General features: G+C 63.2%; 24 protein-coding genes and 1 tRNA gene. 16 read left to right on the forward strand and 9 right to left on the reverse strand.

Going from position 1 to position 24,601, the window contains the following annotated elements; all coding sequences use genetic code 11:
* Positions 1–109: 109 nt before the first annotated feature.
* The 3 genes from AC1RJY_RS08885 to AC1RJY_RS08895 all read left to right on the forward strand — a co-directional run bounded on the left by AC1RJY_RS08885 (position 110) and on the right by AC1RJY_RS08895 (position 3,265).
* The gene (locus AC1RJY_RS08885; protein WP_011776295.1) at positions 110–1,513 is read left to right on the forward strand and encodes an MFS transporter; all 1,404 of its coding nucleotides are present in this window, start codon (positions 110–112) and stop codon (positions 1,511–1,513) included.
* A 64-nt stretch (positions 1,514–1,577) separates the two neighbouring features.
* Positions 1,578–2,060: a cation:proton antiporter regulatory subunit gene (locus AC1RJY_RS08890; RefSeq protein ID WP_011776296.1), complete on the forward strand. Its 483-nt coding sequence runs from the start codon at positions 1,578–1,580 to the stop codon at positions 2,058–2,060.
* A gap of 5 nt (positions 2,061–2,065) precedes the next feature.
* Positions 2,066–3,265, forward strand: coding sequence for a cation:proton antiporter (locus tag AC1RJY_RS08895; protein WP_014922944.1), 1,200 nt, complete (start codon positions 2,066–2,068; stop codon positions 3,263–3,265).
* A 112-nt stretch (positions 3,266–3,377) separates the two neighbouring features.
* On the opposite strand, the gene AC1RJY_RS08900 is transcribed toward AC1RJY_RS08895, so the two are convergent.
* Positions 3,378–4,319 carry an endonuclease domain-containing protein gene (locus tag AC1RJY_RS08900; RefSeq protein ID WP_498602148.1) on the reverse strand — a complete coding sequence of 314 codons (942 nt, stop codon included), beginning with the start codon at positions 4,317–4,319 and terminating at the stop codon, positions 3,378–3,380.
* Positions 4,320–4,646: 327 nt separating this feature from the next.
* Positions 4,647–5,222, reverse strand: coding sequence for a dCTP deaminase (gene dcd / locus AC1RJY_RS08905; RefSeq protein ID WP_011776299.1), 576 nt, complete (start codon positions 5,220–5,222; stop codon positions 4,647–4,649).
* Positions 5,223–5,340: 118 nt separating this feature from the next.
* Here dcd and AC1RJY_RS08910 point away from each other — a divergent pair, with 118 nt between their 5' ends.
* On the forward strand, positions 5,341–7,326 hold the full coding sequence (locus AC1RJY_RS08910; protein ID WP_498602149.1) for a CAP domain-containing protein: 1,986 nt from the start codon (positions 5,341–5,343) through the stop codon (positions 7,324–7,326).
* Between the two features lie 100 nt (positions 7,327–7,426).
* On the opposite strand, the gene AC1RJY_RS08915 is transcribed toward AC1RJY_RS08910, so the two are convergent.
* Positions 7,427–7,870: an SRPBCC family protein gene (locus AC1RJY_RS08915; RefSeq protein ID WP_014922947.1), complete on the reverse strand. Its 444-nt coding sequence runs from the start codon at positions 7,868–7,870 to the stop codon at positions 7,427–7,429.
* A 214-nt stretch (positions 7,871–8,084) separates the two neighbouring features.
* Between AC1RJY_RS08915 and AC1RJY_RS08920 the strand changes: the two genes are divergently transcribed.
* The 5 genes from AC1RJY_RS08920 (at position 8,085) to AC1RJY_RS08940 (ending at position 11,756) form a co-directional block, all read left to right on the forward strand.
* Positions 8,085–9,599: a M15 family metallopeptidase gene (locus AC1RJY_RS08920; protein ID WP_498602150.1), complete on the forward strand. Its 1,515-nt coding sequence runs from the start codon at positions 8,085–8,087 to the stop codon at positions 9,597–9,599.
* A gap of 88 nt (positions 9,600–9,687) precedes the next feature.
* Positions 9,688–9,761: transfer RNA gene (locus AC1RJY_RS08925), tRNA-Gly, on the forward strand.
* Between the two features lie 150 nt (positions 9,762–9,911).
* Positions 9,912–10,373, forward strand: coding sequence for a nuclear transport factor 2 family protein (locus AC1RJY_RS08930; protein WP_011776303.1), 462 nt, complete (start codon positions 9,912–9,914; stop codon positions 10,371–10,373).
* Positions 10,374–10,467: 94 nt separating this feature from the next.
* Positions 10,468–10,602 carry a hypothetical protein gene (locus tag AC1RJY_RS08935; RefSeq protein WP_011776304.1) on the forward strand — a complete coding sequence of 45 codons (135 nt, stop codon included), beginning with the start codon at positions 10,468–10,470 and terminating at the stop codon, positions 10,600–10,602.
* Positions 10,599–11,756: a N(5)-(carboxyethyl)ornithine synthase gene (locus AC1RJY_RS08940; RefSeq protein ID WP_011776305.1), complete on the forward strand. Its 1,158-nt coding sequence runs from the start codon at positions 10,599–10,601 to the stop codon at positions 11,754–11,756. The genes AC1RJY_RS08935 and AC1RJY_RS08940 overlap by 4 nt, the downstream gene beginning before the upstream one ends.
* A gap of 50 nt (positions 11,757–11,806) precedes the next feature.
* Here the strand turns inward: AC1RJY_RS08940 and AC1RJY_RS08945 are convergent, their stop codons facing one another.
* Positions 11,807–13,192 (reverse strand): MFS transporter, encoded by a 1,386-nt coding sequence (locus AC1RJY_RS08945; protein WP_011776306.1) that lies wholly within the window; start codon positions 13,190–13,192, stop codon positions 11,807–11,809.
* A 166-nt stretch (positions 13,193–13,358) separates the two neighbouring features.
* On the opposite strand from AC1RJY_RS08945, the gene AC1RJY_RS08950 reads away from it, so the two are divergent.
* From AC1RJY_RS08950 to AC1RJY_RS08960, 3 genes are all read left to right on the forward strand, one after another.
* Entirely contained in the window at positions 13,359–14,213 is an 855-nt protein-coding gene (locus tag AC1RJY_RS08950; RefSeq protein ID WP_011776307.1) for a LysR substrate-binding domain-containing protein, read from the forward strand.
* A 140-nt stretch (positions 14,214–14,353) separates the two neighbouring features.
* Entirely contained in the window at positions 14,354–14,920 is a 567-nt protein-coding gene (locus AC1RJY_RS08955; protein WP_498602151.1) for a GNAT family N-acetyltransferase, read from the forward strand.
* A gap of 239 nt (positions 14,921–15,159) precedes the next feature.
* On the forward strand, positions 15,160–15,933 hold the full coding sequence (locus AC1RJY_RS08960) for a sugar phosphate isomerase/epimerase family protein (RefSeq protein WP_011776309.1): 774 nt from the start codon (positions 15,160–15,162) through the stop codon (positions 15,931–15,933).
* Here AC1RJY_RS08960 and AC1RJY_RS08965 read toward each other — a convergent pair.
* The gene (locus AC1RJY_RS08965; protein ID WP_498602152.1) at positions 15,930–16,682 is read right to left on the reverse strand and encodes an alpha/beta hydrolase; all 753 of its coding nucleotides are present in this window, start codon (positions 16,680–16,682) and stop codon (positions 15,930–15,932) included. The two genes, AC1RJY_RS08960 and AC1RJY_RS08965, sit on opposite strands and share 4 nt — an antisense overlap.
* A complete protein-coding gene (locus tag AC1RJY_RS08970) occupies positions 16,679–17,716 on the reverse strand; it encodes a LacI family DNA-binding transcriptional regulator (protein ID WP_014922953.1) in 1,038 nt (345 codons plus the stop codon). Before AC1RJY_RS08970 ends, AC1RJY_RS08965 begins: the two co-directional genes overlap by 4 nt.
* A 195-nt stretch (positions 17,717–17,911) precedes the next feature.
* On the opposite strand from AC1RJY_RS08970, the gene AC1RJY_RS08975 reads away from it, so the two are divergent.
* The 4 genes from AC1RJY_RS08975 (at position 17,912) to AC1RJY_RS08990 (ending at position 21,694) form a co-directional block, all read left to right on the forward strand.
* On the forward strand, positions 17,912–19,081 hold the full coding sequence (locus AC1RJY_RS08975; RefSeq protein WP_498602153.1) for a Gfo/Idh/MocA family protein: 1,170 nt from the start codon (positions 17,912–17,914) through the stop codon (positions 19,079–19,081).
* Positions 19,081–20,295, forward strand: a complete 1,215-nt coding sequence (locus AC1RJY_RS08980; protein ID WP_498602154.1) for a dihydrodipicolinate synthase family protein — start codon at positions 19,081–19,083, stop codon at positions 20,293–20,295. The genes AC1RJY_RS08975 and AC1RJY_RS08980 overlap by 1 nt, the downstream gene beginning before the upstream one ends.
* Entirely contained in the window at positions 20,292–21,134 is an 843-nt protein-coding gene (locus AC1RJY_RS08985) for a sugar phosphate isomerase/epimerase family protein (RefSeq protein WP_011776313.1), read from the forward strand. Before AC1RJY_RS08980 ends, AC1RJY_RS08985 begins: the two co-directional genes overlap by 4 nt.
* A gap of 389 nt (positions 21,135–21,523) precedes the next feature.
* Positions 21,524–21,694: a hypothetical protein gene (locus AC1RJY_RS08990; RefSeq protein WP_043470743.1), complete on the forward strand. Its 171-nt coding sequence runs from the start codon at positions 21,524–21,526 to the stop codon at positions 21,692–21,694.
* A gap of 134 nt (positions 21,695–21,828) precedes the next feature.
* Here the strand turns inward: AC1RJY_RS08990 and AC1RJY_RS08995 are convergent, their stop codons facing one another.
* The 3 genes from AC1RJY_RS08995 to AC1RJY_RS09005 form a co-directional block, all read right to left on the reverse strand.
* Positions 21,829–22,038 (reverse strand): hypothetical protein, encoded by a 210-nt coding sequence (locus AC1RJY_RS08995; protein WP_043471533.1) that lies wholly within the window; start codon positions 22,036–22,038, stop codon positions 21,829–21,831.
* 20 nt (positions 22,039–22,058) lie between these two features.
* Positions 22,059–23,138 carry a YihY/virulence factor BrkB family protein gene (locus tag AC1RJY_RS09000; protein WP_043470744.1) on the reverse strand — a complete coding sequence of 360 codons (1,080 nt, stop codon included), beginning with the start codon at positions 23,136–23,138 and terminating at the stop codon, positions 22,059–22,061.
* Positions 23,139–23,318: 180 nt separating this feature from the next.
* The gene (locus AC1RJY_RS09005; protein ID WP_498602155.1) at positions 23,319–24,584 is read right to left on the reverse strand and encodes an ROK family transcriptional regulator; all 1,266 of its coding nucleotides are present in this window, start codon (positions 24,582–24,584) and stop codon (positions 23,319–23,321) included.
* Positions 24,585–24,601: the final 17 nt, after the last annotated feature.

The raw sequence follows: 24,601 nt of genomic DNA on the forward strand, positions 1-24,601 counted from the left end.
ACAGTTTTGGGCTAAGTGACCGGGCTGCGCGGAAGGCTTAAACAAGCGTTGTCCACAACGCGGTCTGTCATGTGCCCGCCGTTATCCCGGCCGCTATAGCATTCAAGCTATGAACGCGGCCGCAGTCCCCGAAGCCTCCCACCCGACATCCGAGCTTGCCTCAGGATCCGTCGCCTCAAAAAAGGGACAAATCCTTGCATGGGCGTCCTGGGACTGGGGTTCGGCTGCCTTCCAAGCGGTCATGACCACCTTCGTTTTCACCGTTTACCTCACATCCAATGCTTTCGGCGGAGAGGACGCCGCGTCGGCCGCCCTGGGTGCCGCCCTGGCCATTGCCGGCCTCGCCATTGCGCTCCTGGCTCCCGTAACGGGCCAGCGTTCGGACGCCGGTGGACGCCGCAAGCTCTGGCTCGGCGTCAACACCGCCGCCACGGCCGTCCTTACCGCGCTGTGCTTCTTCGTGTTCCCGCAACCGGAGTTCCTGCTCCTCGGCGTCTGCCTGATCGCACTCGGCAACATCTTCTTTGAGTTCGCCGGCGTGAACTACAACGCCATGCTGGCCCAAATCTCAACACCGCGGAACATCGGCAGGGTCAGTGGCTTCGGGTGGGCCATGGGCTATCTCGGAGGGATCGTGGCCCTCCTCCTGGTCCTGCAGTTGTTCGTTCAGCCTTCCTTTGACTGGTTCGGCGCGTCCACGCAGGACTCCCTCAACATCCGGCTCGTAGCCGTCTTCTCGGCGCTATGGTTCTTCATCTTTGCGCTTCCCGTGATGTTCGCCGTCCCTGAGGTCTCCGTCAAGAAGGCCGCTGCATCTCTGGGATTCCTGGCCTCATACAAATTGTTGTTCCGCCGCATCGGGGCGATCTACCGGACCAGCCCGCACACCATCTACTTTTTGCTGTCCAGCGCCATTTTCCGCGACGGTCTCGCGGCCGTGTTCACGTTCGGCGGCGTCATCGCCGCCGGCACGTTCGGCTTCGAACTCAAGGACGTCATCTTCTTCGCCATCTTCGGCAACGTAGTCGCGGCCGTCGGCGCCATTATGGGAGGCTTCCTGGATGACAGGATCGGGCCCAAAGCCGTCATCGTCCTTTCCCTGGTTGGCCTCCTCATCGCAGGCACAGCCATTCTGGTTCTCGGCAACGGCGACTACGTCTTCTTCGGCAATGAATGGCCTGGGTCCACAACATTCTGGGTCTTCGGCCTTCTGCTCTGCCTGTTCGTGGGACCGGCCCAATCATCTTCGCGGGCCTACCTGGCAAGGCTCGCCCCCGCTGGCGAATCGGGCGAATTGTTTGGGCTCTACGCCACAACCGGGCGGGCCGTCAGCTTCCTCGCCCCCACACTCTTCACCCTGTGCATCACCATCGCCTCGCCGCTTGTAGCAGAAGGCGAAGCCCAACGCTGGGGCATCCTCGGGATCATGGTGGTGCTCCTTGCAGGACTTCTGGTGATCCTCCCGGTGAAACCACCGGCCAAGGTGGAAATAGCCGTGGTGCCTGAGCGTTAACTACATAGGACTGGCTGAGCGCAAACGCCGTACCAGACCCGTACAACAGAGTTAGGGTGGAGCTATGAACGTGGATGAGACTGAACTCCCGGGCCTCGGGATCCGCAAGGATTTCGTCACGGCATCGGGCCGTCGCATCGGTGTCGTGGAACTTCGTGAGGGTGAGACCGAACTTTTCGTTTCTACCTGGGATGATCCTGACACGTGCCAGGCGTCCATCCCGTTGACGGCCGATGAAGCATCGACACTCGGGAACCTCCTGAGCGGCCAGCACATTGCCATGCGCCTGGCAGAGGAACATCGCGAGATCCCGGGCATCGTCACCCGCCAGTTCTCCATCACCCCCGATTCACCCTTCGTCAACCAACCCATGGGCAAGGCACAAATCCGCACCCGCAGCGGTGTCTCCATCGTGGCGATCATGCGCGAAGGCGAGGTGGTCCCATCGCCGGCGCCCGACGTCGTACTTCACACCGGCGATTTACTCGTAGCGGTCGGCACGCAGGAAGGTCTTGACTCGGCAGCCGATATCCTCCGCAACGGCTGACCGGAATGGATCCGCTCGCATTAGCCCTCGTTGAACTGGGGGCCGTCGTCTTTTGCCTCGGTCTCCTTGCTCGATTAGCGGGCCGGATAGGCATGTCTCCCATCCCCCTCTATTTGGTGGGTGGGCTGGCCTTCGGAGCTGGCGGGTTCGTCAAACTGGATGGCATGCACGAGTTCGCCCATCTCTCCGGCGAAATCGGGGTCATCCTCCTGCTGCTTATGCTCGGATTGGAATATACGGCGTCGGAGCTGGTCACCGGACTTCGGCGATCCTGGCAGGCCGGTGTCATGGATTTCATCCTCAACTTCATTCCGGGCGCGGGATTGGCCGTACTTCTGGGCTGGGGACTTGTGGGCGCCATCGTCATGGGTGGCGTTACCTATATCTCGTCGTCAGGCATCGCGGCCAAGGTGATCACTGACCTCGGCCGTATCGGTAACCGCGAGACTCCCGTGGTGCTTTCCATCCTGGTTTTCGAAGACCTTGCCATGGCCATCTACCTGCCCATCCTCACCGCCATCCTTGCCGGCGTCGGGTTCCTGGGCGGATTACAAACTGTGGGAATTGCTCTTGCAGTGGTCACGGTGGTGCTGGTCATCGCCCTCAAGCACGGGCACCGGGTATCTCAAGCGGTGCACAGCGAGAACTCCGAGGTCTTTCTGCTGAACGTGCTCGGCCTGGCACTTCTCGTGGCAGGCATCGCCTCTGCCCTCCAGGTGTCGGCCGCAGTGGGTGCCTTCATGTTGGGTATCGCTATCTCCGGCGCGACCGCCCACAATGCCACGCGGATCCTCGAACCGCTTCGGGATCTTTTCGCTGCGATCTTCTTCGTGGCCTTCGGGCTCAACACGGACCCGACCTCCATTCCACCGGTCCTTGGCTGGGCTCTGGTGCTGGCCGTCATCACTGCTGCTACCAAGATGCTCACGGGCTTTTGGGCTGCCAAGCGCGCAGGCATCGCTGTACCGGGCCGCTTCCGCGCAGGGGCTGCCTTGATCGCCCGTGGTGAGTTCTCCATCGTCATCGCTGGCCTGGCTGTTGCTTCAGGCGCCGTGCCAGACGAACTTGCCGCCCTCGCCACGGCCTACGTACTCATCATGGCTATCCTCGGCCCGCTGGCTGCTCGCTTTGTGGAGCCAGTGGTCAAGGCCATCCGAAAGACACCTGGAGCCCCACCCCGTACCCCGGAGCCAGCCCCCGCCTAGCGTGCCATCTCCGCCCCTTCGTTCCACACGCGCCGAGGGGCGACATCTCAACCCAAACCCCTCCACCGAGGGGCGACATCTCAACCCAAAGAGCCCTCCAAAGCCCCGAGATCTAACCCCTCGGCGACCACCCACCCCGGATGAGGGCCTCCCTTATGCGACGAACTACTCCGTCGTAGCCACTCTCCCGCACCTGCTCCACCGTGATCACTACGGAGATCCAGCCGTTTGCCGCGAGTGAGGCCTCGCGTCGGATGTCGGATTCTTTTTGTGCGGCACTGAGGTGATGGCCGCCGTCGTAATTGATCGCAACCTTGAAGTCCGGAAAGGCGAGATCCGGCCACACCAACTCGCGGCCCGCCGGGTCGCACACCACGTAGCTCAGCACAGGTTCCGGCAAGGAATCGCGACCAATCGCCAGTCGCAGCCTTGTCTCAGGCACGGAATCCGCCCCAACACGTGCCAAGTCCAGCGCAGCCCGAGCCTTCCGAATGCCACGCGCGCCGGCATGTCGTTCGATCTGTGCCTTGAGATCGTCTACCGAACAGAGCGGCACCCTGTTATGCCCGAAGCTTCGGGTTTGGCTGCAGATGAAATGATCGGCCGCTGCGACGAGGTCTTCGAATGGAAGTACTCCGGCGAGGTCCAACCAGGTTCGGGCAGGCGTCGTGACAGGAATACCGTCGATGGCGCATACGTCCGAGTCCATAAGGACCATTCGGTGCCCTCGGACTCCCCTGCGTTGGGGCCGAAAAGTACCGTCCGCCCGAGTGAGGTGGACCAGGAAGTCGTGCTGCGCATCCCACGGCAAGGGGCATCCCCACAGCATGGCCGCGGTTTCGCGGCAGCACACCGCCCCGCCGCTCACGGCTGTGAGGAGCCGGGCGGTGTGCACGGGGTCCTGTTCCTTGCCCCACGGAACTCGGATTCCCCTGCTGGCAACGCGGAGATCGCTATTCCATGCACGATGGTCCGGCAGGCCTGCAGCTTGTTGTTCGGCAAGCGTGAATGAACGGCCTTGGAGCTCAATCGGAAGGGGCGCGGTAATCCTCATCAGCCATTGTTGGCATGCTCCAAGGACCTCTGGGAGGTTACCCACAGTGTGGAGGACTAGTGGGCCCCATCAGCACTCACCGAGGGGCGAGATCTCAACCGAAAGACCAACCCAAAGTGCCGAGAGCTAACCCCTCGGCAACAAAACTGGAGGGCACAGGGAAAGCCGCTTCCTTCAGGCCACCAACCTCCACCGAGGGGCGAGATCTCAACCGAAAGACCAACCCAAAGTGCCAAGAGCTAACCCCTCGGCGCGAGAGGTGAGCAAGAGGAGCGCGAGAGCTAACCCCTCGGCGCATCAAGCATCAAGCATCAAGCATCAAAAGAGCTAGATGGACGTCCGGTGGAAATTCTGGTGGCTGCGGCTTGCAGTTGGTCCGCGCTGGCCCTGGTAGCGGTTACCGTACTCGCCGGAACCGTAGGGGTGCTCCGCCGAGGACGTCAGGCGGAAGAAGCACAGCTGGCCGATCTTCATGCCCGGCCACAGTTTGATGGGCAAGGTTGCCACGTTGGAGAGCTCCAACGTCACGTGACCCGAGAAACCGGGATCGATGAAGCCAGCCGTCGAGTGTGTCAGCAGCCCCAGGCGTCCAAGGGATGATTTCCCCTCAAGACGCGCAGCGATGTCGTCGGCCAGGCTGACAGTTTCATAAGTAGATCCGAGCACAAACTCACCGGGGTGCAGGATAAAGGGCTCGTCGCCTTCCACTTCCACCAGCCGGGTCAGTTCGGGCTGTTCCTCTGCGGGGTCGATGTGGGCGTATTTATGGTTGTCGAAGAGCCGGAAAAACCGGTCAATCCGCACGTCCACGGAGGACGGCTGAACCATCGCGGGGTCGTACGGTTCAAGAACAATCCGTTGGGAGTCTATTTCGGCACGAATATCGCGGTCAGAGATCAGCACAGCATCAAAAATACCCCATGCATTGTCCGCGCCGCCCCATGGGACTATAGTTCCCGGACATGTAGAACCGCGCCCGTACCTGGGGGCAACGAGCATTCGCGGGGTAAAAGTGAGAAAAATGGCAGCGCCTGCCGCTATCGTGCTGGCCTGCGCGCTGGCGCTGGGGGTGGCCGCATCCAGCCAAATTCTCCCGTCCACCCAGACGGTCCCCGGCCCCATTGCCAGCCCGTCGTCCGGCGTTCCGTCAGGACTGACGGCACCGAAAGAAACCACGACGGCGGACCCCGCACCTTCAGCGCCGCTCCCGGCGGCCGGTACCGCGTCCAATCCCGCCACTGTGCCCGCCCCTGCTCCCGCGACACCGGAGCCTGCACCAAGCGCCGGAACGGAAACCGACTCGGACAGCGGACCCGTCGCGGTGGATCCCGTGTTTGAAACGCCACCTCCTGTGCCCAACATCGGGCCATCCTGGGGACCGGACAACCCCTCGGAGACGGGTGCCACCGATCCACCGGCAACGGAGCCGGCTCCACAGGAGACCGCTACTACTGTCCCGGCCGAACCCACGCCGACGGCCCCGGCCGTCGGGCCAAGCCCGGCTGCGTCTCCCACGCCAACAGCGCCAACGCAAACGGCGTCCGCGACTCCCTCCCCAACAGAAACGGCATCCTCCACAGAACCAGCACCAACAGAGACGTCGGCCCCAACACAACCGGCCCCCACAGAAACCACCTCACCCGCTCCAACACCCACACCCGAAACGACCACAACACCGCCCACCACCCCCTTCCCGGGCAAGGCCCCCAGCGGCGAGGCAGATCCGGAAAACGGTGCGCTTGCCCTCCTCCCGGACAGCAACACAGCTGCGATCCTGACGGTCTTCAACGCGATCAACAGCTACCGCGCATCGCTTGGTCTGGCACCGGTGAAGTATCACGCGACGGTGGCGAGCCTGGCCCAGGACTGGTCCAACAACATCGCGACGCGTGAGGTGATCCAGCACCGCGCCAACTTCTGGACGGATCCTCGGGCGCTCAATCCGAACAATGGCGCGGGTGAAGTCATCGCTGTCCGCTGGGACCGTGACGCGGCCCAGCTTGTGGAGTGGTGGAAGGGTTCGCCGGGTCACGATGCTCTTCTCCGTGATCCCCGGTTCAACGTCATGGGCATAGGTATCACGTACACGGATGGCAATTGGCAGACCACCCCTAACCGTTACACGCTGTGGGGTGTGGTGAATTTCTTCGGCTACACAACGTTGCCGGCTGGGACCACAACGAGCCCCGGCGGTACTGTTCCGCCTCCAACTGACCCTGTGGGTGTCTGCGAACCTGGCAGCAAGCACCAGCCACCCACCCTCAACTTGAGCGCGGCATCGATCAGCAGCGCAGCCGACCTCGTGTCGATCGCCGGCGACGGCTCCGTGGTTGCGTACCCATCATGGGGCGGCGGCCGGTACGGAGGCGGCAAGAGGATCGGCGTGGGGTTCACCGGACTCAAGGACCTCTTCATTGTGGACTGGGACCGGGATGGTGTGTTTGACCTGATCTCCCAAAGACTCGACGGCGCGCTCTTGGTGTATCCCGGTCTTCAGGCAGGTGGGTTCAAGGATCCTGTTGCGCTTGGCCAGGGCTGGGGGACGCTGAACATCGCTGTGGGCACTTGGTGCGCCAACAACCGGCTTCCCCAGATAGTTGCCATGGATTCGGGCGGTAACCTGTACCTCTATAAGAATGCGGGCCTGGCCTATATTCGTGCGCAGGCGGCGATTGGAACGGGCTTCCCTGCAATCAGGCTGAGCATGGTGGATTACAACGCCGACGGATTCCAGGATCTGCTCACAACCGAGGCAAACGGCACCCTCCGGCTGTATCGCGGCAGCGGGCTGGGCACGCCCAAGCAGGAATCCCGTCCGGTAGTGGGTGCAGAATGGACCGACTACATAGGGCTGCGGGCGCTGCGCGGGGTGACGGGTCCCGACTCGACGGGTATTGCCGGACTGGACCGCAATGGTGTTGTTGAGTATTGGGATCTCAACACCGGACGCCTGACTACGCCTGTGACCATCGGTATCGGCTGGGGCGGGCTGAAGTTCGCCCAATAAAGCGGAAACCGACGCACCCAACCGGCGGACCGCCGTCGTACGCCAACTGCGGCGTCCCGGACAAAACCAACTGCGGCGTCCCGGACGAAACCAACCGCGGCTAAACGGACGAGTCGGCTTCGATCGCAACCTTGAGTTGTTCCAGCTGCGCCACTTCGCCCTCAAGGGTTTTTTGGATCATGCCGTTCATGAGCTTCCGCAGGCCCTTGGGGTGGTATTCGAGCGCGAAGCGAAGTCGAGTGGTGTTGCCTTCGGTACTGAGGTAGTAGCCTCCGGTTGGCCGGGCGGGTCCTGCCACTACGGCATAGCGGACTTCGGCGCCGGGACGGGCGTCTGTGATCTTGAAGTCGGCGGCTACGGGGCGGCCGCCTGGCCCGGAAACGGTCTGCTGGTAGAGGGCGCCCTTCTGCCCGCGTATCCCGGAGCGAAGCGAAATGCTCCGTATCCCAGTTCGCCACAGGGAGTTGTTCATTCCGTCCATGAGGAATCCGTACACGGTCATGGCGTCCCTGCTGATCACCACTTCATTAGCTGCGAATGCCACGGAAACCTCTTTCGGCGTACGGTCGAATGTCGTAGCCCGGTTCCCCATACACAGCAGCTAACATCTTCAGAATAGTCAGCGGCGGGCGCCTGCGACACACGACTGCCGAGCCTTGACCGAATGGTTACCTGCCAATTTTCCGGGGCACTGCTGACAGGCGTCCCCAGGCCCGGTAGAGTGCCGTGCGGCTGGCAACAAGCAAATTGGGGGCGTTATGCGAAGTCACATCCGTTCGGGTTCCATGGGGAACGCACGACGACGGCTGGCGGCTTGCGCTGCTGTCTTCAGCCTAGCGGTGGCTGGCGGCGTCGTGGCTGCAGCGCCTGCCACGGCTGCGCCGACTCAAGCTGTCACCACCACAGCACCGGCCGCCGTCGCCCAAACAGCGGTCCCCACCACAGCGAATCCGCTGCCGAGCGTCGATCCTGTGGGCGATCCCGCGAACCTCTCTGTCTTGGTCAATAAGTCCCGGCCACTGAACCCGGTGAGCTACGCTCCTGGCGACCTGGTCAACGCCCGCGGTTCCGGACAGTATCTGCGGGCCGAGGCTGCGGCATGGCTCAATGGTTTGTTCCAAGGTGCGGCCGATGCCGGCACAGGCGGGCTGGCGGTAGTGAGCGGTTACCGCTCCTACACTCAACAGCAGCAGGTCTACTCCTATTACGTCAGCATCTACGGCCAGGCCCAGGCTGACCTCATTTCGGCGCGTCCCGGGCACAGCGAACACCAGACGGGACTCGCCGTGGACGTCGGAAACGCCAACGGTTCCTGCGGCCTCAGCACCTGCTTCGGGGACACTGCCGCAGGTATCTGGGTGGCGGCGAATGCCCACAGGTACGGCTTCATAGTCCGGTACCCCAACGGCTACACCAATGTCACGGGGTACAGCTACGAGCCGTGGCATTTGCGCTACGTCGGGGTGGATCTGGCCACCGACATGAAGCGCCGCGGCTTCCCCACCATGGAACAATACTTCGCCGGCAACCCCACCGCATATGCAAGCATCACCTCCGGCGCTGACCTGGTTGCTGCGGACTCCTCGGGCCGGCTCCTTCGCTATCCTGCACACGGCGGTGGCGGCTACGGCATTCCTTCTGTGATCGGCTCCAACTGGCATGGTGTGAAGCAGGCCTTCGTGGTGGACTGGGACGCTGATGGCGTCTACGACATCCTTGCGCAGTGGGACAACGGCACGTTGGGCTTGTTCAAGGGTTGGCCTGGCGGTGCTTTCTCCACTCAGATCGTGGTGGGAACGGGTGATTGGGACAAGATGACCATCACCGTGGGCAAATGGTCCGCCGCGCAGGGGTACCCGGGCATTGTGGGGTATTTCCCGGATGGCGGTCTCCGGTACTACCCCAATACTTCGGGCAGGGCTTTGAGCTACCGGGTGGATATCGGGAGTGGTTGGGCAGGCATGGGCCTGACCATGGCCGACTGGAATGCCGACGGCGCCAACGACATCCTGGCAATCACCACCTCCGGGCATTTGCTCAGCTACCCGGGCAACGGCGGGGGTGGTTTCGCGGGCCTTCCCGCCACTGTTGGTTCCGGCTGGGGCACCATGAAGGCACTGGTTCCGAGCTTCGGTTTGTCCGGTCCGGGTACGCGCAGCATCACTGCGCAAACCGTGGACGGTTACCTCGTGGACTACGCGCTGGGCGTAGGTGTGTGGGGTACTCAGCGCCAAGTGGGCAACGGCTGGAACGGCATGAAGCTGTTTAGATAAGGGGATGGTCGCCCATCGGTGCGCCGGTCATGAGGAGCCCTGTAACTGCGCTAAGCTAGGACTCGCTCAGGGGATTTTCCCGGGCAACGCGGGCGTAGCTCAATGGTAGAGCGCTAGCTTCCCAAGCTCGATACGCGGGTTCGATTCCCGTCGCCCGCTCCAAGAAAACCCCGGATCCAACGATCCGGGGTTTCTTTGTTCCCAAGACATGCTCGACGACGACACTCACCAAAGAGGGCCGTTTACCCGTCGACCGGGAGGCCTCGCGAGCCTAAACTCTTACGTACATCCACCTATCCGGGAGGTCCTCCAATGACTCTCGCCGACGATGCTGGGGCGGGTCCGCTCGCCGTCATCAACCGCCTGCTGGAAGCTACGAACAAGCACGATCTTGAAGCCTTGGCTGAGTGTTTCGCGCCGGGCTACGTCAACGAAACACCGGCCCACCCCACCCGGGGATTCACGGGACGGGACACTATCCGCAGCAATTGGGAGCAACTCTTCACAGGTGTACCGGACATCGCAGCCCGCATGCTGTCCCACAGCGTGAGCGGCGGAAGTGTGTGGACAGAGTTGCATTTGAAGGGTGCCCGCCGTGACGGCACCCCGCATGAGATGACCGGCGTCATTATCTTCGGCGTGGACCAGGGCATCATCAGCAGCGCCCGTTTCTACCTTGAACCCGTGGAGCAGGTTGTGACCGTGGACGATACCGCGGAACGCGTCACTCACCGCGTGACGCATGGCCGACCGGCGGTTCAGCCCACCCAATAGGCAGAGGGCCGCGTGACTCCGGCCACAGCACTATCCGGGGAGGTGTATCGTCAGGAGTCAGGAGCCATTTCGGCTCCGCTCTAAGGGAGCCATCATGGGCGACAAATCACCGCGCCAAACTGCATCGAAGAAATCCAGCAAATCCATCAAGGAAAAACGCGCGGATAAGCGGGCTTCCGAGTCCTCCGCCACCGAGGCGGCAAAGCCTTCTACCGGCAACAAGAAGTGACCGCGCCAACCGGCCAGCTGAGCATAGGCGTCCTGGCTTCCTCGCTGAAGCCCAATGAGCGCCGCCTGCCGATCCACCCGCAGCATCTGGAGCGCATTGCACCGGAAGTCCGGCAACAGCTCCGCTTTGAACATGGCTACGGCGAGCGGTTCGGTGTCCCGGACAGCAAGCTTGAGTCGCTGGTGGGCGGGCTTGGTACACGTCAGGAGTTGATCGCCACTAACGATGTCATCCTCCTGCCCAAGCCGCAGGCCCAGGACTTGGCGGAGCTCCGTGACGGCCAAACTTTGTGGGGCTGGCCGCACTGCGTGCAGGACCGGGCGATCACCCAGTTGGCGATCGACAAGAAGCTCACGCTCATTGCTTTTGAGGCGATGAACCACTGGGCGGGCGACGGTGGCTTCGGCCTCCACGTCTTCCACAAGAACAACGAGCTCGCCGGGTACTGCTCCGTGCTGCACGCCCTGGCCCTGACGGGTTCCACCGGCGACTACGGCCGCCGGCTCAGCGCCGTCGTGATTGGTTTCGGAGCCACCGCCCGCGGTGCCGTCACCGCGCTCAATGCCCATGGCGTCCATGACGTCCAGGTCCTTACCAACCGTGGCGTTGCCGCCGTCGGATCTCCGATCCATTCAGTGCGGATCGTGCAGTTCGACCACGACAGCAAGGCGCCGTTCCTCAGCGAAGTCATCACGGACAAGGGGCGCAAGCCCTTGGCGCCGTTCTTGGCCGCGGCGGACATCGTGGTCAATTGCACCCTGCAGGATCCGAACGCCCCGCTGACCTACCTGCGGACGGAGGACCTGGCGGAATTCCAGCCGGACAGCCTGATCGTGGATGTTTCCTGCGACGAAGGCATGGGTTTCAGCTGGGCGCGGACCACCACGTTCGACGAGCCCATGTTCCGCGTGGGCGGGCACGTCAACTACTACGCCGTGGACCACAGCCCGTCATATCTTTGGAACTCGGCCAGCTGGGAAATCAGTGAGGCCCTGCTTCCATTCTTGGAAACCGTGGTGGCGGGACCGGACGGATGGGACGCCAATGAGACCGTCTCCCGGGCCATCGAAATCCGTGAAGGTGTCATCCGCAATCCGGACGTCCTGGAGTTCCAGGGCCGATCCGCGGAGTACCCGCACCTACCTGTGGCCTAGCGCCACGCAGAATGAAGCGCCCCCCGGTTCGCCGGGGGCGCTTCGACTGTTTAGACGGTCTGCGGCTCCCGCACGATCCGCAGCACCCGACGCCGATCCCGCAGGTCTACTTTGATGTGCAGGGATGACTTCCGGGCCAGTACGACGGCGACTACCGCAGCTGCGATGGCCGGCACGCCACCGGAGATCAGGACGGCCAGGTGCGGACCGAGGTGCTCGGCGAGCCAACCCATCATGGGACCGCCGATTGCCTGGCCGCCGATCAGCACCACCAGGTACAGACTCATGACACGGCCGCGAATGCTCATGTTGGAGCTGGTCTGCACCATTTGGTTGGCCGCGGTGAGGAACATCAGACACCAGAATCCGGCCAGGACCATGGTGACGCTGAACCACACCATGGTTGGCATGAGCGAGGAAACACAGAGCATCAGGCCGTACAACCCGGCGGACGTCACCACCGAGCGCAACCGCAACTGACGACGGCGGGTGGACGCTACCGCACCGGTCAGCGCACCGAGCGCAACCATGGCGTTCAGCAGGCCGTAGCCTCCGGCACCGGCGTCGTACACGTGGTCCGCGAACGCGGCCAGCAGCACCGGCAGGCTCATCGCGAAAACTGCCACGAAGCCGGCCATCAACCATGGCCAGTAGATGGTTGGCTTGCTCAGCGCGTAGTTGAGGCCTTCGCGCAGCATTCCTTTCTTGCGGGGCGTCGGCTGGCTGAGGTGCAGCTGGTCCTTGCGGAGGATCAGCAGCATGGCCACCGTGGAGCAGCACGCCACGGCGTTGGCGGCGAAGGCCCAGCCGGCACCAACTGCTGTGAGCAGCACACCGGCCAGGGCGGGACCGATCAGTCCACCGAGCTGGAAGGTGGTGGAGTTCACGCTGATGGCGTTCCGCAGGTACTTGGGGCCCACGAGTTCGTTGACGAACACTTGCCGGGCCGGCTGGTCCAGGACGGTCACAAAGCCCAAAACCAGGGCGATGACGTACACGTGCCACACTTCTACGCGCTGGCTTAGGGAGAGCACCGCGAGCACGGCTGCGAGTACCGCTGCCGCCGACTGGCAGATGATGAGGATCTTTCGCTTGGCAAAGCGGTCGGCGATCATGCCGCCCCACGGACCAAGGAAAAGCGACGGCATGAACTGCAGCGCCACAGTGATTCCGACGGCGGTGACGGAACCGGACAGCTGGAGCACCATCCAGTCCTGGGCGATGCGCTGCATCCAGATGGCGATCACGGCAATAAAGTGGCCGATTGCGAAGATCCTGAAGTTGGGGACTTTCAGGGATATGAAGGTATGCCGCCAGGGCAGCTTTTCGCTCACGACGGCGAGTGGCTGGGTGACGGTGTCCGGCGGCTGAGGCGCGGAGAGGGAATCGATGACGGGCTGGCTGACGTTTGCCGCTGAAGGCGGTGGGGGTGCCAAAAGTAGTCCTCGGATCGAGAGTTTCGGTGGGATACGTTTAACGCTATGGTTGCCAGCAGCAATTATGGAAGCGTATTGCGCCTATAACTAGCATTGCGGAATGCAATGAGCCCTCTCCACCGGCGCAGTACTCCGGCCCGGCGCTGACCTGCGCTTTAGGAGTTACGTGTTCGAACCTGTCCAGCTCCGTTCCTTTTTGGCCGTCGCAGAGACGCTGAGTTTCACCAAGGCTGCAGAGCGCCTGGGACTGGCACAGCCCACAGTCAGCCAGCATGTCCGCAAGCTCGAGGCTTCCGCCAAACGGGTGTTGGTTGCCCGCGATACGCGCGAGGTCCGGCTCACCGACAACGGCGATGCCATGGCCGGATTTGCCCGCAGCATCCTGGCCGCCCACGACTCCGCTGCCCGCTACTTTTCCGGTTCAGCCATGCGCGGGCGGCTCCGCTTTGGCACTGCCGACGACCTCGCTATCACCGGCCTTCCCCGGATCCTTCGCGAGTTCCGGCAGCTGTACCCACAGATCAACTTGGAGCTCACCGTCAGCCAAAGCGACCAGCTCTACAAGCGACTCAACGCCGGGCAACTGGACCTGGTGTTCGTGAAGTGGGTGGCCGGGGCGAAGGAAGGCACCGTGGTCCGGCACGACAACTTCGCCTGGGTGGGCGTCGAGCAGACCGTGCTGGAACCCGGGGCACCCGTCCCCCTCATCGCCTACCCCGCCCCAAGCCTCAGCCGAAAACTTGCCATCGACGCTTTGGAAGCCGAGGGCCGGACCTGGCGGATCACCTGCAGCACCAAGCAAATCAGTGGCGTGCTCGCTGCTGTGCGCGCCGGTATTGGAGTTGCGGTAATGCCCGCATCCTTGGTGCCGGAGGACTTGAAGGTCATCACCCAGAGGTTCGGCCTACCCCCGGTGGGTGACGTCGATTTCACCCTGATCCGCAATCCGCTGGCCAACGCTGAAGTGATCGACGCCCTCACTCAGGCCATCATGGGCCGGACGTTGAGTAAGTCGAACTAGTGGACAGGGCGGCTTGGCCGGCTGCGGTCCACCAGCGACGGTCGGGGTGGGAATGCGACTTTCGAAGGCGGCGGGTTGAGGACGCCGAAAGCGACCGGAACATTCGAAGCCTGAACCGACGGCCGTAGTACGCTCACCCAATGATTCACGCTGAGCTAACACGTCCATCGTCAAGCCTCCATGCGTCCTGGCTGGAAAGCTGGGACGAGTGGGGAACCCTTGACCAAGACGGCTCCGCGGCCTTTCTGGCAGCCCGCTACGAGTTGGATCTCCGCGACAGCAACCACTTCGCCCAGTGGGTTGAACTGCTGCACCACATGCCCTTGGCAGAATTCCAGCCTCCTGAAGGCGTGGTCAACCAGAGCACCATCTGGGTGGTGGAGGGCAATTCGTATCTGGGTTCCACTAGTCTCAGGCACGCCCTTTCGAGTGAGTATCTGACCGAGGTGGGAGGACATATCGGTTATGGAATCCGGCCCAGTGCCAGGGGCCGGGGACTCGCCAAGCTTGCCCTCAATGGCGCGTTGGAAGAAGCGCATGCGCTCGGAATGGAACGCGTCATGGTGACCTGCAAGCAGTCCAACCCGGCGTCCGCCCGCACCATCGAGGCCTGCGGCGGCATCCTTGAAGGCGCCCGCCCACCGGAGAGTTTCAGCCCGGACCTGGGCGTTACCGAACCCATTCATCGATACTGGATAGATCTGTAGGCCACGGATGTGCGCGGTCAGGCCACCCCATCCTTTGGCGGTGGTTCCGGACGTCGCGCCCTTTTCCGCCGTTTGCACCAGTAACCTCTGGTGCGCGCGGCGGGAGCGGGTGCGGTGTCGCTGCCTCAGGGGTGCGTGTGGCGGGAGCGGTGGCGCACGACCGCCGGGCGCGGGCGCGGAAATGCTCACCAGGCGATACGCCCTTACTGGGTAAGCGCATTCCCGGTATCCTGTGAAGCATGATCGACCTCACCACGCTGGCTGACCTCACGCCTGGCATTTGCTCCGTCACTCTCCGCTCACACGGGATTGACGATGTGGTCCGGATTTCCTCGGACGCAGGCTTGGCCGGCATCGAATGGGGAACGGATGTGCACGTCAGCGATCCCGGTTCAGCTGCGCACGCGAGGGAAGCCACGGAGGCGGCTGGACTCAGCGTCCTGTCGTTGGGTTCGTACTACCGGTGCGGCGCATTCGGAGACTTCACCCGCGACCTGGACCTCGCTGCAGCGCTCGGAGCCCCCCGCGTCAGGGTGTGGGCCGGTGAACTCGGTTCGGCGGACGCCAGCCAGGAGCACTGGGATGCGATCGTGAAGGACACTCGGCGAATCGCGGACCTCGCGTCCGAGCGCGGAATCGCCATCGCGTTCGAGTACCACGGCCGAACCCTCACGGACTCCCCCGCCACCACTCTTGAACTCCTGAACCAGGTCAACCACGCCAACGTCGGCACTTACTGGCAGCCCGCCGTCGGGCTTTCAGACAAGCAGGCGCTGGAGTCCCTCCACGAAGTCTTGCCGCACCTGGTGGGCGTGCACTGTTTCTCGTGGGGGCCCCAAGCTGAGCGTTTCCCGCTTCGGAACCGGAAACTGCTGTGGCAGACCGTTACCGACGTCCTGCGCGGCAACGGCAAGGACATGGACATCATGCTGGAATTCGTGGAGGACGACCTTCCGGACAACGTGCTCAACGACGCCGCTTTCCTGCACACCATCACACTGGGTGAGGACTAAACGGTCCAGCCCATCCGGTGAAGCCATGCGGCACAAAGCACGGTCCACTGATCCGCGCCGGGCGTCCCCGTAGCCAAGCCAATGCCGTGGACACCGTTCGGAAATACGTGAAGCTCCACTGAAACGCCGGCCCTGCTCAGCGCTCCTGCGTACGCGAGGCTGTGGCTGACTGGAACGGATTCGTCGTCGGCAGTGTGCCATAGGAAAGCGGGCGGAGCGTCAGGCGTGACGTGCAGTTCCGTTGACAGCTCACGCAGGACTTCCGGCGTTGCGCCCACTCCTGCGAGGTTGTCCACGGACCCCTGATGCACGGAATCCACGAACGAAATCACCGGATAGCAGAGGATGCTGAGGTCTGGAACTGACGCATCAATATCCAGCCCGGGATCTCCAGTGAGCACGCCCACGGACAGCGTTGAAGCCAGATGCCCGCCGGCAGAAAACCCGAGGACCCCAACCCGCGCCGGATCGACGTTCAATCCATGATTACCATCGCGGATCCAGATCAAGGCCTGCTTGGTGGTGGCCAACGGCGCCGGGTGCCGATGCGGAGCCACTGGATATCGCAACACAAACGCGTGGATCCCCAGCGAAGCAAGCCATTCAGCGACCGGCTCGGCCTCGTGGTCGGCCTGCTTGGCGTAGCCTCCGCCGGGTAGCACCAGGACGGCGGGGGCCGCTCCGGTGGAACGCCCGACGGCGGGAATCACCGTGAGCGCCCGGGGCGCCTGGCCAGCGGCGGAGGTCATACTTGCGATTCGGCCGGGATCTCCGTGCTGCGGCGGAGCTTGACCGCGCCACTGACGGGAGGCGTGTCAGGATCTCCGGCAGCGAGGCGCCCAATGTCCTCCAGCGGCAGATGCACGGTGGACAAAGCCGGGCGGAAGTCCCGCAGGGTTTCGATGTCGTCAAAACCGGCGATGGTGGCGTCCCGGGGAATCCACACGCCTTCGGGCCGGAGCGCCGCTGTAACTCCAATGGCCATGACATCATTCACGGCGAAGATGCAGAGCCGCTCTTCGGAAGCCTTGATCCGCTCGGCGAGCGCCAGGCCGGCGTCGTATCCGCCGGCGCGGTTGAAGCCCGTGCGCATGATCTCTGCTTCGGGCCTGCCGGCGTCAGCGAGTCCGCGCTGGAAACCGCGCACACGGTCGTCGGAGGTGTACAGCCCTTCGGGACCTGCAACGATCAGGAACTCACCGTGGTGCGTGGCGGCCAGTTCCGCAGCGAGGCCTGCAGCAAGCTCCTCATTGGGGACTTTCACCACGTGGTAGCCCTCCGTAGTGGAAGCGCCAACCACCGGGTGGCCCACGACCCCCACGTGACCGCCGTTGCGGCAGTAGCGGTCCAGTTCGGCGGCGAGTTCCACGTTGCCTTGCTTGTCCTCGGCGCGCACGGAGCGCGAGCCGGCGATCACGATCGAATCGGCACGCCGGGCGGCAAATGCGGCCACTGCTTCTTTTTCATCCGCGGGCGCACCGGACGTGCTGGCCAGCAGCACCATGCGGTTCTGCTGGCGGGCTGCTTCCTGGACGCCACGTGCGATGGCGGAGAAATAGGGATCGGCGATGTCATGAACAATGAGGCCGATCAATCCGGAGCTGGATTTCGCCAGTGCCTGCGCCTGGGCGTTGGGTACGTAGCCGAGCTTGTCGGCGGCCTCGCGGACACGCTCTGCGATGTCCTCGGCGGGTTTGCGGGACGAGCCGTTCAGGACCCGGGATGCCGTGGCAAGGGAGACTCCTGCCAAACGGGCAACTTCACTCAGTGTGCTGGCGGCCACGGGGCCCTCCTTTTCTGCAAGCGTCGGGACTGGCGCTAAGGAAATTATGGCAGTTCTCGCTGAATTATGGGAAAGCGCTTGCCAACCCGGCGCGCCATAGTGCATGATCGATGCAACGGGAATGCGCTTTCCCACATGAGAACAGCAAGCACCGGCATCCGCAGAGCGACCGGCACACAAGGCACTGGAGAAAACATGGGCTACGAAACAAAGACGATCCGCATCGCCATGAACGGCATTACCGGCCGTATGGGTTACCGCCAGCACCTGCTGCGGTCCATCCTGCCCATCCGCGACGCCGGCGGCTTCACCCTTGAAGACGGCACCAAGGTTCAGGTTGAGCCGATCCTGGTTGGACGCAACGAAGCCAAGATCCGCGAACTCGCCGAGCTCCACAAGGTCTCCGAATGGACCACTGACTTGGCCGCCGTCATCGCTGACCCCACCGTTGACATCATCTTTGACGCCTCCATGACCAGCCTCCGCGCCGCCACCCTGAAGAAAGCAATGCGCGCCGGCAAGCACATCTTCACCGAGAAGCCCACGGCCGAGACCCTCGAAGAAGCCATCGAGCTGGCACAGATCGGCAAGGAAGCCGGCGTCACCGCAGGCGTTGTGCACGACAAGCTGTACCTCCCCGGGCTGGTGAAGCTCCGCCGTCTGGTGGATGAGGGCTTCTTCGGCCGCATCCTTTCCATCCGTGGCGAATTCGGCTACTGGGTCTTCGAAGGCGACGTCCAGGCTGCCCAGCGTCCGTCCTGGAACTACCGCAAGGAAGACGGCGGTGGAATGACCACGGACATGTTCTGCCACTGGAACTACGTCCTTGAAGGCATCATCGGCAAGGTCAAGAGCGTCAACGCCAAGACCGCCACGCACATCCCCGCACGCTGGGACGAGGCAGGCAAGGAATACAAGGCCACCGCTGACGACGCTTCCTACGGCATCTTCGAACTGGAGACCCCGGGCGGCGACGACGTCATCGGCCAGATCAACTCCTCCTGGGCCGTCCGCGTCTACCGCGACGAACTGGTCGAGTTCCAGATCGACGGCACCCACGGTTCCGCCGTCGCAGGTTTGAACAAGTGCGTTGCGCAGCAGCGCGCCCACACCCCCAAGCCCGTCTGGAACCCGGACCTGCCCGTCACGGAATCCTTCCGCAGCCAGTGGCAGGAAGTTCCCGCCAACGCTGAACTGGACAACGGCTTCAAGCTGCAGTGGGAAGAATTCCTGCGCGACGTCGTCGCCGGCCGCGAGCACCGCTTCGGCCTGCTTTCGGCAGCACGCGGTGTGCAGCTGGCCGAGCTCGGCCTGCAGTCCTCGGCTGAGCGCCGCACCATCGACATCCCGGAGATCACCCTCTAATGACGTCACTGATTCTTCCCACCGACGACGGCGGCACCCGCGAGTACCGCCTTCAGGCAGCCACCTCGTGGGCCAAGCCGACCGCTCCTTTGACGGCCCGCCGCGCTTACGCCGCCGCCCACGTCATCCCTCAGGTCGCCGCGGACAACACTCCCGGCGCACCGGCTCAGCTCGATTGGGACGCCACGTTGGCCTACCGGCACGAGCTGTGGTCCTACGGGCTTGGCGTTGCCGACGCCATGGACACCGCGCAGCGCGGCATGGGCCTTGACTGGGCAGCCACCCAGCAGCTCATCAAGCGCACCGGTGCCGAGGCCGCCTCCGTTGTTGCAGCGGGCAACGCTGCCATCACCGGCAAGTCCGTCCGCGACCTTGTCTCTTGCGGCGCAGGCACCGACCAGCTGGATATCACTGCCCTTCCCGAGGGCGCAGCGGGTATCCAGGCCGTCATCGACGCCTACCGCGAGCAGATTGCCGTCGTCAGCGAAGCCGGTCCCAAGGTCATCCTCATGGCGTCCCGCGCCCTGGCCAAGGTTGCCAACGGCGCTGACGACTACCTGCACGTCTACTCGACACTCCTGCAGGAAGTCGACCAGCCCGTCATCCTTCACTGGCTTGGCACCATGTTCGATCCCGCACTGGCCGGCTACTGGGGCTCCGACGACGTCTCTGTGGCCACCGATACGTTCCTCAGCTTGATCCGCGAGCACTCGGACAAGGTTGACGGGGTGAAGGTTTCGCTGCTGGATGCTTCCCACGAGGTCGCCCTGCGCGCTGCACTTCCGGAAGGCGTCCGCCTCTACACCGGCGACGACTTCAACTACCCGGAACTGATCGACGGCGACCAAACGCACCACTCGGACGCCCTGCTGGGCATCTTCGCTGCCATCTACCCTGCCGCTTCGGTTGCCTTGCAAAAGTACGACGCCGGTCAGGGCACCGAAGGTCGCGCCATCCTTGACTCCACCCGTGAGCTCGGAAAGCACATCTTCAGCGCACCCACGTTCTACTACAAAACCGGCATCGCCTTCATGTCCTGGCTCAACGGCAAGCAGCCCGGCTTCCAGATGGTGGGCGGCCTGCACTCGGGTCGCTCCGTGCTGCACCTGGCTAAGACGTTTGAACTGGCCGATCAGGCCGGCTTGCTGAAGGATCCGTCGCTGGCCGCGTTCCGGATGTCCGACTTCCTGCGGATCAACGGGGTGGGCGCATGAGCGCGGACTTCTCCCGGCTGTCGCTGAACAGCGCCACCACCAAGAAGTGGACCCTGGCCGAAGCCGTGGATGGTTGCGCACGCGCGGGGATCCCCGCGATCGGACCGTGGCGTGACCGCGTGGCCGAGGCTGGCTTGGACAAGGCAGCGAAGCTGATCAAGGACGCAGGTCTCCGGGTTTCCTCGCTCTGCCGCGGTGGCTTCCTCACGGCGGCTGACGCTGAAGGACAGGCTGCAGCGCTGGCTGACAATTTTGAAGCCGTCCGTGAGGCAGTAGCGCTGGACACGCAGGAGCTGTTCCTGGTGGTTGGTGGGCTCGCTCCGGGTGAGAAGGACGTGGTGGCTGCACGCCAGCGCGTGGCCGACCGCCTCGAGGAACTTGTTCCGTTCGCTTCGGAGAACGGCGTGCGCCTGGTGCTGGAACCCCTGCACCCCATGTATGCCGCCGACCGCGCGCTCATCTCCACCCTTGGCCAGGCTCTCGATCTCGCCGCGCCGTACGACGCAAAGGCTGTCGGCGTCGCCGTCGATACCTTCCACGTCTGGTGGGATCCGGAACTGAAGGCGCAGATCGAACGCGCCGGCCGCGAAAATCGCATCGCCTCTTACCAGGTGTGCGACTTCAACCTGCCCATCGCTGCGGACGCGCTTTTGTCCCGCGGCATGATGGGCGACGGCGTCATCGACTTCGCCACCATCGGCACCTGGGTCAGGGATGCCGGATACACCGGCGACATCGAAGTTGAAATCTTCAACCAGGAAATTTGGGACGCCGACGGCGACACCGTCCTGGAAACCATGAAGCAGCGCTACGCGGAGCTCGTCCTCCCGTTCGCATAACCACGTGGTCCTCCCGCGGATGCCCTAAGTTCCGCGGGAGGATCGCTCCAAAAAGCCAGCGGGCTCCTGCCAAGGTCACGGCAGGGGCCCGCTTTTGTGTCAGCGCCACCCATATTTCAGCTTTGCTGGCTCGGGACTGTGCGGCCACCACCTACTTTGATTGCTGGCATCGGCGGACACGCCGCATTCTGGGCGTGTCGAGAGGCTTTGAGTTTCGAAGAAGGTGGTGACCGCACGCTCGTCTTTTGTGTCGGTTGTAAGTCCTCGAACGGGCAGGTGAGATAAGTGGTACACAGCGGAAACATTGCGTCGACGAGAGGAAACAATGGCCACCTACGCTGGTTTTACCTGGACAAAGACGTCCACGAAACCACTGAAAGGACACCACCATGATGCTCTTGAAGACCCTGAACTTTTTCCTCGACGCCAGCGGCAGCCATAGCGGATCCGGCGATTCCAACAGCGAACCCGCTCCTGCCTTTACTACCGAACGCCTGACCTCCAGCGCTTGGGAGGGTTGGTGGGACGACGCCGATCAGGGCTTCCCCGCCGAAGCCTGAGTCGTCAACCCGCTACAAGCCCGTCCCAGGACCACTTGGGAACCATCCGGCCAGCGGGGACGTCCTCTGCTGAGCGCTGATAGCGGGCGGCGGTCCAATGCGTGCCCCACCACCTCGTCCGGCCAGGAACGGATTCAGGAGGCTCGCGCAGCGAGCTGCACCTTGGCCTTCGGCAGGCCGATGAAGGTGACCGAACCGCCGTCCGGCGCTGTCAATTCCAGCCTGATGCTTCGCGAGCCCTCTTGGGGTTCGATTGAGTCCACCAGGAAAACCTCACCGCTGATCCGGACGCTGTCACCGTTTCTGATGGTTTTGAGCTTGGTGTTGTGCGTTTCAGTGCTCATGGCGGGGATCTCCACGTGGGCTACTTGTTCTTCCTGGGCTCGTCACCGTGAGTTTCACGGATTTCTTCGCCGTCCCGAACCACTTGGTCTTCCTTTTCCTGCATCTTGTCGCTCTTCTTGGTATCGCGCGGTGGCAGTTGGATGCTTTCTTCGGCTTTAATACCGCCCTGCAGTTGGCGTCCGCGCTCCATCTCGGCATCGAATTCGGCTCCGAACAGCAAGGACATGTTCAGGATCCAGAGCCACAGCAGCATGATGATCACGCCTGCGAGAGCGCCGTACGTCTTGTTGTAGTTGCTGAAGTTGGCAACGTAGAAGCCGAAGCCCAGCGACGCCAGCGCGAAAATTACCAGAGCGATCAGGGAACCCATGCTCATCCAACGGAACTTAGGCTGCTTGACGTTGGGAGTGAAGTAGTAGAGCACCGCAATGATCGCCACCACAATGATGATGAGGACCGGCCACTTGGCGATGTTCCAGACGGTCAGGAACGTCTCCGACATTCCGATTGCGCCTCCTACCGCCTCCGCTACGGGACCGCTCAGCACCAGCATCCCTGCCACCAATGCAGCGCCCACAACGGAGACAACGGTGACCGCCAACATCGTGCCGCGCAGCTTGACGAAGCCGCGGCCTTCGTCCACTTCGTACACCCGGTTCATCGCCCGGCTGAAGGCTGTGGTGTACCCGGAAGCGGACCAAAGCGCCACCAGAATACCGAGAATCAGCGCGAAGCCAGCGGCGTTGGACTGAGTCAGCTCCTCGATGGGCTGACGCATGGCGTCTACGCCAGGTCCCGGAGCGAACTGCTGGACAATATCCAGCAGGGCGCCGGTGGTTTTTCCTGCATCGCCGAAGATCCCGATCAGGGAGACCAACGCCAAGAGCGCCGGGAACAGGGCAAGCACAGCGTAATAGGTCAACCCAGCAGCAGCGTCCGGGCACTGATCCTTGGTGAACTCCCGCAAGGTCCGCTTGGCGATGTACATCCACGTGGGCTTGGCGAGGTCGTTGGGACTATCCGGCTTACGCGAATCTTCGGGGGAAGGTGCGGTCTTCGCCTTGGCGGTGCTGGTGTGGGCTGAGTCTTGTGTAGTCATGGGGCACTCGTCCGTTGGGGTAGTTTGCGCGAACAACTGGCCCATCAATAGTAAGCATGCTGATGATTCATTCGGAAGAACCCACGCCGAATTATCGCCTACGAGTCCGGAAGATTATCGCGGACCTGACGGTGCGGCGTGATTCGAGCGCTCCCCAAGGCTGAGCCCTGGGGAGTACAACTAGGCCAGCTTGCTCGCCAGCAGGAACTCGAACGGGGACTCAATCACGGACCTGATGACTTGGCCCGCGGCTCCGAGGAGCGTTCCGGAATGCTCAAGGGAAGAAACCGTGAGGTTGCCCGGATCCAGCAGGCCCGGCGCGTGGCGCTCCAAACTGCTGAGCAACGCCGGCCTGAGCCACTCCGCCAGTACGGCGAAATGCCCGCCGAGGACTACGGCTTCAATATCCATCAACCGGGCAGAAGACGCGAGCGCAACGCCTAAGTACCTCCCGGCGTCGTGAACTGCCTCCGTGGCTTGCAGCTCCTGGGCGGTCAAGGCCGCCAGTAGCAGTTGCGTGCGTCCGCCCAGCGAGCCATCCGGGATGCCGGCCGCCTCGAAAATAGCCTCCTGGCCGGCAAAGGTTTCCAAGCATCCGGCTCCACCGCAGGAACAAGCCGGCCCGTCCGGGTGCACCACGATGTGGCCAAGTTCGCCCGCCGACCCGCCAGGTCCGGTGTAAAGCTCCGAGCCGATGATGACGCCCCCGCCCACGCCCACCTCACCTGAGACGTAAAGGAAGTCCGGCCGGCCTTCGCCATACCAAAGCTCTCCCAGCGCGGCACTGTTGGCCTCGTTGGACAATCTGACGCCAAGCGGGGCGCCTTCCAGCAAGGACCTCGGATTCAGCTCCTTGTGTTCCCAGTGCAGGTTGGGGGCGGACAACACCATGTTGCGCTGCTCATCCACCAAGCCCGGCACCGCCAGTCCGCCACCGAGGATCGAGATGTCCGCGGCGGCCGCGGCGGCTATGGCTTGGGCAGCCAGGCCACCCAAGCGTTCCATGACCTTTTCAGGCTCCAGCCCCCGGTTTCGGGATTCAACGGTGGAGTGGAACCGGAGGTTGCCCCCCAGGTCTACGAGGCCAACAGCCAGGTAATCCACGTTGATCTCCATGCCCACCACGCCACGGCGCGCGCTGAGCTCCAAGCCTTGGCCCGGCCGCCCCCGTTCACCGTCGCGATACAGACCAACTTCCGAGACCAGCCCGGATTCAACCAGATCGGCAACCAAGCTGGAAACGGCTGCCTTGGTGAGCCCGGTTCCGGCAGCCAACTGCGCGCGGCTGGGCTTGGCATCCCCGGTCCGTGCGATGGAGTCCATCACCAATGAAAGATTTCGACGGCGGACGTCACCTACGCGTCCGGGCGCGGCTTGCTCATTCACTGGCGTGGGACCTCCCTGCAGATTCAAAAAATTCTCCCGCTTCCATTGACCATGATCCATTATCCCTCATATAGTTC

Source organism: Arthrobacter sp. GW822-FHT05G07 (genome assembly GCF_058799755.1).